Genomic DNA, 7938 nt, shown 5'->3' on the forward strand with positions numbered 1-7938 from the left:
CTTCTTCCAGTTGAAGTAGGTCGCCTGGCTGATACCCGCCTTGCGGCAGACCTCGGCCACCGGCGTGCCTTCCTCGCCTTGCTTCAGGATGAACGCCTTCTGCGCTTCCGTGAACTTCGATGCCTTCATCGTTCTCCGCTCCTCTCCCAGCCAGGGAAGGTTAGCCGAAAACTCCAGCTTCAAACGGTCCAGTTCTCAGGGGGCAGAGCAGCTCAGACGCAAGATCAACGGGTCATGACCCTAGCAACAGCAAGCGGCCAACGCGAACAGCCTTTAGACTCTTCGCGTCGATGCTGCCTGGCAGCCTTTCGGGAACTTGGCAGGATCGACGAAAATGGCTCTTTACGTTGATCTTTGGCCTGTGATGAAGGGCAGTTCGAGTCAGCCTCCGACACGCCACGCGGCCCAGACCTACCGGTGACTGCCGAGTCGCCTGATGGCTACCGCTCTAACCCGAGGTAAACGGCTTAGACCCGCTTTAATTGATATATCCATTTGCCGCTACTAATTTTTAATTCGGTAAGGCCTTCTATATAGATGAAAGACACTGAAATTCTTTACGCTATATGACGGGGCCGTATAAGTATCGCAACCACAAGTGGTTTTAGGTTGTCACTCATACAGCATTCGAGGGCGTGATTCCGAAGAAAATCTCATGAAAAACGAGAGGATCCCGAATGGCTCATAAAGCAGTACTGCTTACCAAACTTGTTTATACCTCGCGCCATGGCGGCCTAAGCGCCAGTGCTTGCGACGACATTCAGCTTACCTCCTGCGTCAATAACAAGCGTGATGAAATCACCGGTGTGCTGGTATGCGGACCGGAAGACTTTTTGCAAATTCTTGAAGGAGGCCGAGAAGTCGTTGCCGCATGTCTTACGCGCATCATAAATGACTATCGACACACGGATATTAGGGTGCTGATGGCCTGTGAAACCGAGGTTCGACTTTTCTCAGGGTGGGACATGCACTGCATCAAATCGTCTACTGTGTATAAAAAGATCTTATCGCACTACCTGATTGACGGAAAATTCGACCCTGCTCTCTTGTCTCAGCCAGACATCGAAGATCTGTGCAAGGCCCTAGCAGAAAATCGGCTTCATACTCATCGAGCTACACCTAGAATGACAAGGTTACGGTCAAGGAGAGTGCTGGCTGTTAGCGGACGAACCAGGATGGCGGTCAACGGTCTGCCGTGCGGGACAAAGCGGTCACTCGCGGTGCATGCATCATAGCAATTTCAGTCATGAAGGCGCCTCCGTTGGGCTGAGCTCAGGAAAGCGTGGCGACACGAATATTGTTCGTGCTACCGGATTGGCCGAAGGGCACACCGGAGAGCACGACGATACGGCCGCCGGCCTGATCTTCAGCTCGTCCCGGCAGATCGTGATGGCTATGTCGACCATGCTTTCATAGTCGACGACGCTATCCTCAGTCACCGCCCTGGCACCCCAGAGAAGTGCCATGCGCCGCGAAACTGCAGCATCACGCGTCAGGGCCAGCAACGGCAGCGATGGACGCCGCGCGGCGACACGCGCTGCGGTGGTTCCTGTCAGCGAGTAGGCTACAATCGCCGAGGCACCGAGCGAGATGCCGAGCATCGCACCATGATCGGCGATAACGTCCGCCGACGTGGCCGGCTGATCGCGACTCGCCTCGACCGGATAGGGCCCCGTCGCGCTCTCAGCCGACAGCATCACGGCATCGGCTCCGTCATAGATTGCGGTCGCAACGTCCGAGGCTCCGGCCCGAGTGGGTGCGGGCGAGGAGGTCATGGATTCGAGCATCTGGGTGGCCACAATGACCGGGCGGCTGTGGCGACGGCAGAGCGCAATAATTCCCTTCTGCCGCGCGGGGACGTCCTCAGGCGGGATCTCGACACCGAGATCACCCCGGGCAATCATCACGGCATCGGCTCTGGGGACAATCGCATCGATGTCGTTGAGAGCCGATGGCTTCTCGATCTTTGCGATCAATCCCGCCCGGCCGTCCACGAGCTGAGTGATTTCGTCCAGATCGCTAGCCTTCTGGACGAACGACAGCGCGACCCAATCTACCCCCTGAGATAAACCGAACTCCAGGTCGCTGCGGTCCTTTGCCGTCAGCACCGGCAGATCAAGAACTGTGTCTGGCAGATTGACACCCTTGCGGTCGCTGACGGTCCCACCTTCCAACACTTCTGCATCTATCTGGTCGGGGCGGACGGAGAGGACACGAAGACGCACCCGTCCGTCGTCGATAAACAGCCGGTGGCCAAGCTGGATGGCCGTAAACATCTCGGGATGGGGCAGCGGCAGCGGACCCGGCCCTGCAGAGGTGGCGTCCGGCAGGAAACTGACTTTCTCCCCCCGGGAGAGCGACTGCCGACCATCTTTCAGCCGGCCAAGGCGGATCTTCGGGCCCTGCAGGTCCTGGTGGATGCCGATTGGCAAGCCAACCTCTGCCTCAAGCGCGCGGATCGCGGCGACGACCTCCGCATGGCTCTGGTGCTCGCCGTGGCTGAAGTTGAGGCGAAACGTGTCGACCCCGGCCTCGAAGAGCTGGCGCAGCATGGCCGGGGCGGCACTGGCGGGACCGACGGTCGCCACGATCTTGGCGCGTCTGTTACGGATCATGGAGCTCTTCCTTATGGGTCAGGCGACGAGGATCGCTCTGAAGTCGTTGACGTTCGTCATGGTTGGGCCGGTGCGCAGCAGCGCGCAGAGGGCATCGAAGAAGCTGTAGCTGTCGTGCCTTGCGAGGAAGTCGTGGGCTGTGAGGCCTTTGCGTCTGGCCTCACCGAGTGTTCGGGGCGAGATGATAGCGCCGGCTGCGTCTTCCGTTCCGTCTATGCCGTCGGTGTCGACGGCGAGGGCATGGATACCAGCGTGGCCGTTCAGAGCCTGGGCCAGCGCCAGGAGGAACTCGGTGTTCCGCCCACCGCGACCCGGCGGCGTCTCGCCTATGGTTACAGTCGCTTCACCGCCAGACAACAGAACGGCAGGGGCCTTCATAGGCGTGCCGTAGGCGGCTATGGCGCGGGCAATCCCTGCCATCACCGTCCCCATTTGTGCGGCTTCGCCCTCAAGGGCATCGCCAAGCAGCACCGGGGTGACACCAGCGTCTCGGGCCACTTCTGCCGCAGCCTCCAGCGACATCAGGGGCGTCGCGATCAGGCGGTAGTCCACTGGGAAATCCGGCTGCGGCTCCGCCGCACGCATCAGGATGGCGCGCGCGGCTTCGGGCAGGGACGGGCCGAGCTTGCGGACCAGATGCGACAGGTCCTCTGCGCTGATCGGGTCAGGCACAGTCGGTCCCGAGGCGATCGCGGCCGGGTCATCCCCTGGCACGTCAGAGATCGCCAGCGTCACGAGCCGCGCCGGTGTGGCCGCGCGTGCAAGGCCGCCTCCTTTCACCAGCGACAAGCGCCTGCGGATGCGATTCATGTCATCGATGGCGAGACCAGAGGCCAGCAGCAGGCGGTTGACAGCGATCTTGTCGTCCAATGTCAAAGGTGCTGCGGGGAGGCTCATGAGGGCTGATCCGCCTCCCGAGATCAGAGCCAGCACCAGATCGTCCGGCCCCGCCCGCTGGACAGTTCGCAGGATCTCGGCGGCGGCATCCATCCCCGCCTGATCTGGAACCGGGTGCGCCGCCTCACGCACCACGATCCGATCCGTTGGCACCGCATGACCGTAGCGCGTCACGACGACGCCCGACAAATTGACATCTGGCCAGGCCTTTTCCACGGCACGAGCCATGGCGGCGGCGGATTTTCCCGCCCCCACCACGATGCACCGACCCCTCGGCTTCTCCGGCAGGTGGCGGGGGAGGACCGTGGCCGGGTCCGCCGCCGCGATCGCGGCGTCCATCATCCGCAACAGCAGAGCCTTTGCATCCTCCTCCCGCATCTTTGGCCTCAGATGTTGTCGCCGCGGATGGCGTCGCAGACGGCATCCGTGACCTGCTGAGTATTGGCGGTGCCGCCGACATCCGGCGTCATTACACCATCGGCGCAAACCTTCTCGACGGCGCGCATCAGGCGGGTTGCGGCATTGGCCTCGCCAAGATGCTCCAGCATCTGGGCGGCGGTCCAGAAGGTGGCCACCGGATTAGCGATCCCTTTGCCGGTGATGTCGAAGGCCGAGCCGTGGATCGGCTCGAACATCGAGGGGTAGCGCCGCTCCGGGTCGATGTTGGCGGTTGGCGCGACACCGAGGGAACCGGCCAGTGCTCCTGCCAGATCCGACAGGATGTCGGCATGGAGGTTCGTGGCGACGATGGTGTCGAGGCTTTTCGGATTCTTGACCATCCGCACGGTCATCGCATCGACCAGCATCTTGTCCCACGTCACGTCCGGGAACTCCTTGGACACTTCGGCTGCAATCTCGTCCCACATGACCATGCCGAAGCGCTGCGCGTTCGACTTGGTGACAACCGTCAGGAACTTGCGCGGGCGGGACTGCGCCAACTTGAAGGCGTAGCGCATGATCCGCGTGACGCCCACGCGGGTAAAGATCGAGACCTCGGTGCCGACCTCTTCGGGCAGACCTTTGTGGGCACGGCCGCCATGGCCGGAATACTCGCCCTCGGAGTTTTCGCGCACGATGACCCAGTCAAGATCGCCCGGTCCGACATTGGCTAGCGGCGACTGAATACCCGGCAGGATCTTGGTGGGCCGCACGTTTGCGTATTGATCGAAGCCCTGGCAGATCGGAAGGCGCAGCCCCCACAGAGTGATGTGGTCCGGCACGTCCGGCGCACCGACCGCGCCAAAGAAGATCGCATCGAAGGCCTTGAGCTGCTCAGGCCCATCGTCGGGCATCAGCGCACCGGTCTTCTTGTAGCGTTCTGAGCTCCAGTCGAACTCGGTGACGTCAAAGGTGAATCCCCCGTCGCGACGGGCCAGCACTTCAAGGGCCTGGAGCCCGGCGGCGATGACCTCGGGGCCGATGCCGTCGGCGGGTATGGCAGCAATCTTGTAGGTTTTCATGGTCTCGTCCACATTCGGTTGCTGTTGGCCGAATGCGTCGCCGGAGTGATCATCCATCATCGTGCAGTCCTCCCATTCGCGGCGCTCTGCAGCGTCCACTGTGGGCAGGTTACAAAGCTCATGGACTGCGAAGCAATTTTCACTGAATTATATAAAGACGTGCAATAATGGGGGTGAGGCGTGGATATTCTGCAGCTACGATGTTTTCTGGCAGCAGCCGACGAGATGCACTTCGGCAGAGCGGCCAAGTCACTCGACATGCTGCCAGCCTCCCTTGGCCGCCACATCAAGCTGTTGGAGGATCGTTTCGAGGCACGGCTTTTCCTGCGCACGACAAGAAGCGTTTCGCTGACGGAAGCTGGACAGGCCATTCTCGAGGATGCGCGTGCCCTCGTGGCCCAGGCCGATCGTTTCGAGGAGCGGCTGCGTGGAATGCGGCGCAGCGAAAGCCCACTGCTGAAGGTCGGTGCCATCGACAGTGCAGCGAACGGATTGATGCCGCAGCTCATCCAACTCATGCGCGTTCATCACCCCGAGATCGAAATCCAGTTGATCGAGCAGAAGACAATCCATCTGCTACCAAAGATTTTGAGTGGCAGTATCGACATTGCCTTTTGCCGACCGCCGGACATCCGCGATCCGAAGATCCAGTTTCAGACCCTGTTTTACGAAAGTGCCGTCGTCGCGTTGCCAGACGACCACCCGCTGTCAGGTCGGTCGATGCTGTCCATCCAGGATCTTTCCAATGCCCCGCTCATCGTGCCGGACCGACGTTCAAGGCCGCATTCGCACGACCTGACAATCAAGCTCTTCACTGATGCGGGCCTTGGTGCGCGCATCGCCCAGGTGGCTGAGGAGAAGCACACGATCGTCAACCTTGTCGCAACCGGTGCGGGGCTGGCCATCGTTCCGCGGTGGGTGTCTCGCATCGCGGTATCCGGCGTCGCCTTTGTTCCGTTATCCGTCCCAGATGGATCCACCCGCAACAAGCTGGTCCTTGCAGCAGCTTGGGCCCGAGGCGCGCGCGATCCACGCCGCGACGCGTTTCTGGCGGTGCTGGCTCAGAACCTGTCGGAGATTGAAAGCAGCGCCTGAGCAAATGTTGCAGAAATTTATATAATCTCACTAAAGTAGGAATTCTTCAGGTCTGCCCAGATGCTGCGGAGCTAGGGCTTGTTCTCAGGACAAGCTGTCAGGGAGCCTTGGGAGGAGGATTTCCATGATCATTTTGACGGTGCTGCACGCATGATCTGAAGACGCATCGGACGCATAGCGCGTCCGATGCTGCCTGCTGATCATCTGCAAGCAACGAGATACCAGCTCGCGCCACCGCTCCAGTGGCCTCTATCCGCATGAGGTCAAAGAACCGCTTGCGATTTCGGGAGGAAACCATGAGTCCGACAACCATCACTCTTCTGCTTCTTGCCTTCGCAATCGTCATGTTCATCTGGGAACGTATCCCCTTGGCGTTGACGGCGATGATCGTCTGCGTCGCTCTGGCGATCACGGGTGTTCTCACCCCCGCTGAAGCCTTCGAGGGCTTTGTTAACAGCAACGTCATCCTCTTCGTGTCTATGTTTATTATTGGCGGCGCGCTGTTCCAGACCGGAATGGCCAGCGAGATTGGCGGTCTTGTCACAAGGTTCGCGCGAACGGAGCGCCAGCTTGTCGTGGCGATCATGCTCATCACCGGGCTAATGTCGGGTCTGCTTTCGAACACCGGAACCGCAGCAGTGCTGATCCCGGTCGTGATCGGCATTGCCGCACGGTCAGGCTTCGCTCGCTCGAAGTTGTTGCTGCCCATTGTTTTCGCGGCCGCAATGGGCGGTAACCTGAGCCTTATAGGGGCACCAGGCAACCTCATCGCTCAAGCCGCCCTTGAGCCGCAGGGCCTTCGGTTCGGCTTCTTCGAATACGGTTACATCGGGCTACAGATGCTTCTGGCCGGGATTCTGTTCATGGCCACGATTGGCCTTAAGCTCCTTCCCGATCATAGGGTGGAGGGCGAGGACCTGTCGACGGCATCCGACAGCCATTCTAAGCCCGAGATACCACAGTGGAAAAAGAACATGGCATTGGCCGTTCTCATCATCACTGTCGTAGGCATGGTGTTCGAAAGCCAGATCGGCATCCGCCTGCACGTGACCGGCGCAATAGGCGCGATCGCCCTGATTTTGTTCGGCGTCATAACTGAAAAGCAGGCATATCAGTCAATCGACGCTCGGACGATCTTCCTGTTTGGAGGCATACTTTCCCTGGCTACTGCAATGGAGACGACAGGGGCGGGAACAGCAGTCGCCAACGCGGTCCTGGGGCTTCTCGGACCTGACACGCCGATGTTCCTCATCATGCTGACGATCTTCCTGATCGCGGTAGCGTTGACGAACTTCATGTCGAACACCGCCACCACCGCTCTGCTGGTGCCAATCGGCCTGTCGATCTCGACCACGATCGGGGCCGACCCGCGTGCGGTTCTGATGGCCATCGTCATTGGCGGTTCGCTTGCCTATGCCACGCCTATCGGCATGCCTGCGAATGTTATGGTTCTTGGACCAGGGGGGCTACACCTTCAAAGACTACGCCAAAGCGGGCTTGCCGCTGATCCTCGTGTCGACCATCGTCAGCATGACCCTTCTGCCGATCCTCTTCCCGTTCTTCCCGTAAGAAGCATCGATCACCACCCCACCAAAACGGCCGCAGAAGCACTCCTGCGGCCGTTTTCTATCGCCCAGGCTGGTTAGGGACTAAGGCTGTGGTTATCACTGTCTGCTTTGCGTCAGCTGCAGCGCAGGACTTATCACACAAATGGGGCAATAGTGCTTTTGCTGAACCTGCATTCGCTGGCATCGACACGAACGGCGGCAAAGGGCTCTTCGCGTCGATGCCGCCCGGCAGTCGAGAGGCTGCATTTTCAGAGATATGGTGATCGCGGGTACCGCGATCGCTGATTCACGGGATAGCCGCGC

General features: G+C 60.2%; 7 protein-coding genes. 3 read left to right on the forward strand and 4 right to left on the reverse strand.

Annotated elements, in window-relative coordinates; all coding sequences use genetic code 11:
- Positions 1 to 129 (reverse strand): transposase (locus TY51_RS17495; protein ID WP_042252028.1); only part of this gene is annotated, 129 nt, incomplete at its 3' end.
- Positions 130 to 677: 548 nt separating this feature from the next.
- On the opposite strand from TY51_RS17495, the gene TY51_RS21385 reads away from it, so the two are divergent.
- Complete coding sequence (locus TY51_RS21385) at positions 678 to 1235, forward strand: BLUF domain-containing protein (protein ID WP_081995218.1); 558 nt, start codon at positions 678 to 680, stop codon at positions 1233 to 1235.
- A 9-nt stretch (positions 1236 to 1244) separates the two neighbouring features.
- On the opposite strand, the gene pyk is transcribed toward TY51_RS21385, so the two are convergent.
- From pyk to TY51_RS17510, 3 genes are read right to left on the reverse strand one after another with little or no spacing between them, the layout of a single operon-like run.
- Positions 1245 to 2615: a pyruvate kinase gene (gene pyk / locus TY51_RS17500; RefSeq protein ID WP_197054821.1), complete on the reverse strand. Its 1371-nt coding sequence runs from the start codon at positions 2613 to 2615 to the stop codon at positions 1245 to 1247.
- Positions 2616 to 2633: 18 nt separating this feature from the next.
- Complete coding sequence (locus tag TY51_RS17505; protein WP_042252031.1) at positions 2634 to 3890, reverse strand: glycerate kinase; 1257 nt, start codon at positions 3888 to 3890, stop codon at positions 2634 to 2636.
- A gap of 8 nt (positions 3891 to 3898) precedes the next feature.
- Entirely contained in the window at positions 3899 to 4972 is a 1074-nt protein-coding gene (locus tag TY51_RS17510; RefSeq protein ID WP_042252037.1) for a tartrate dehydrogenase, read from the reverse strand.
- Positions 4973 to 5152: 180 nt separating this feature from the next.
- On the opposite strand from TY51_RS17510, the gene TY51_RS17515 reads away from it, so the two are divergent.
- Entirely contained in the window at positions 5153 to 6067 is a 915-nt protein-coding gene (locus TY51_RS17515) for a LysR family transcriptional regulator (protein ID WP_042252033.1), read from the forward strand.
- Between the two features lie 296 nt (positions 6068 to 6363).
- Positions 6364 to 7713, forward strand: coding sequence for an SLC13 family permease (locus TY51_RS17520; protein ID WP_197054822.1), 1350 nt, complete (start codon positions 6364 to 6366; stop codon positions 7711 to 7713).
- Positions 7714 to 7938: the final 225 nt, after the last annotated feature.

The organism is Paracoccus sp. PAMC 22219 (genome assembly GCF_000787695.1).
GTDB lineage: Bacteria > Pseudomonadota > Alphaproteobacteria > Rhodobacterales > Rhodobacteraceae > Paracoccus.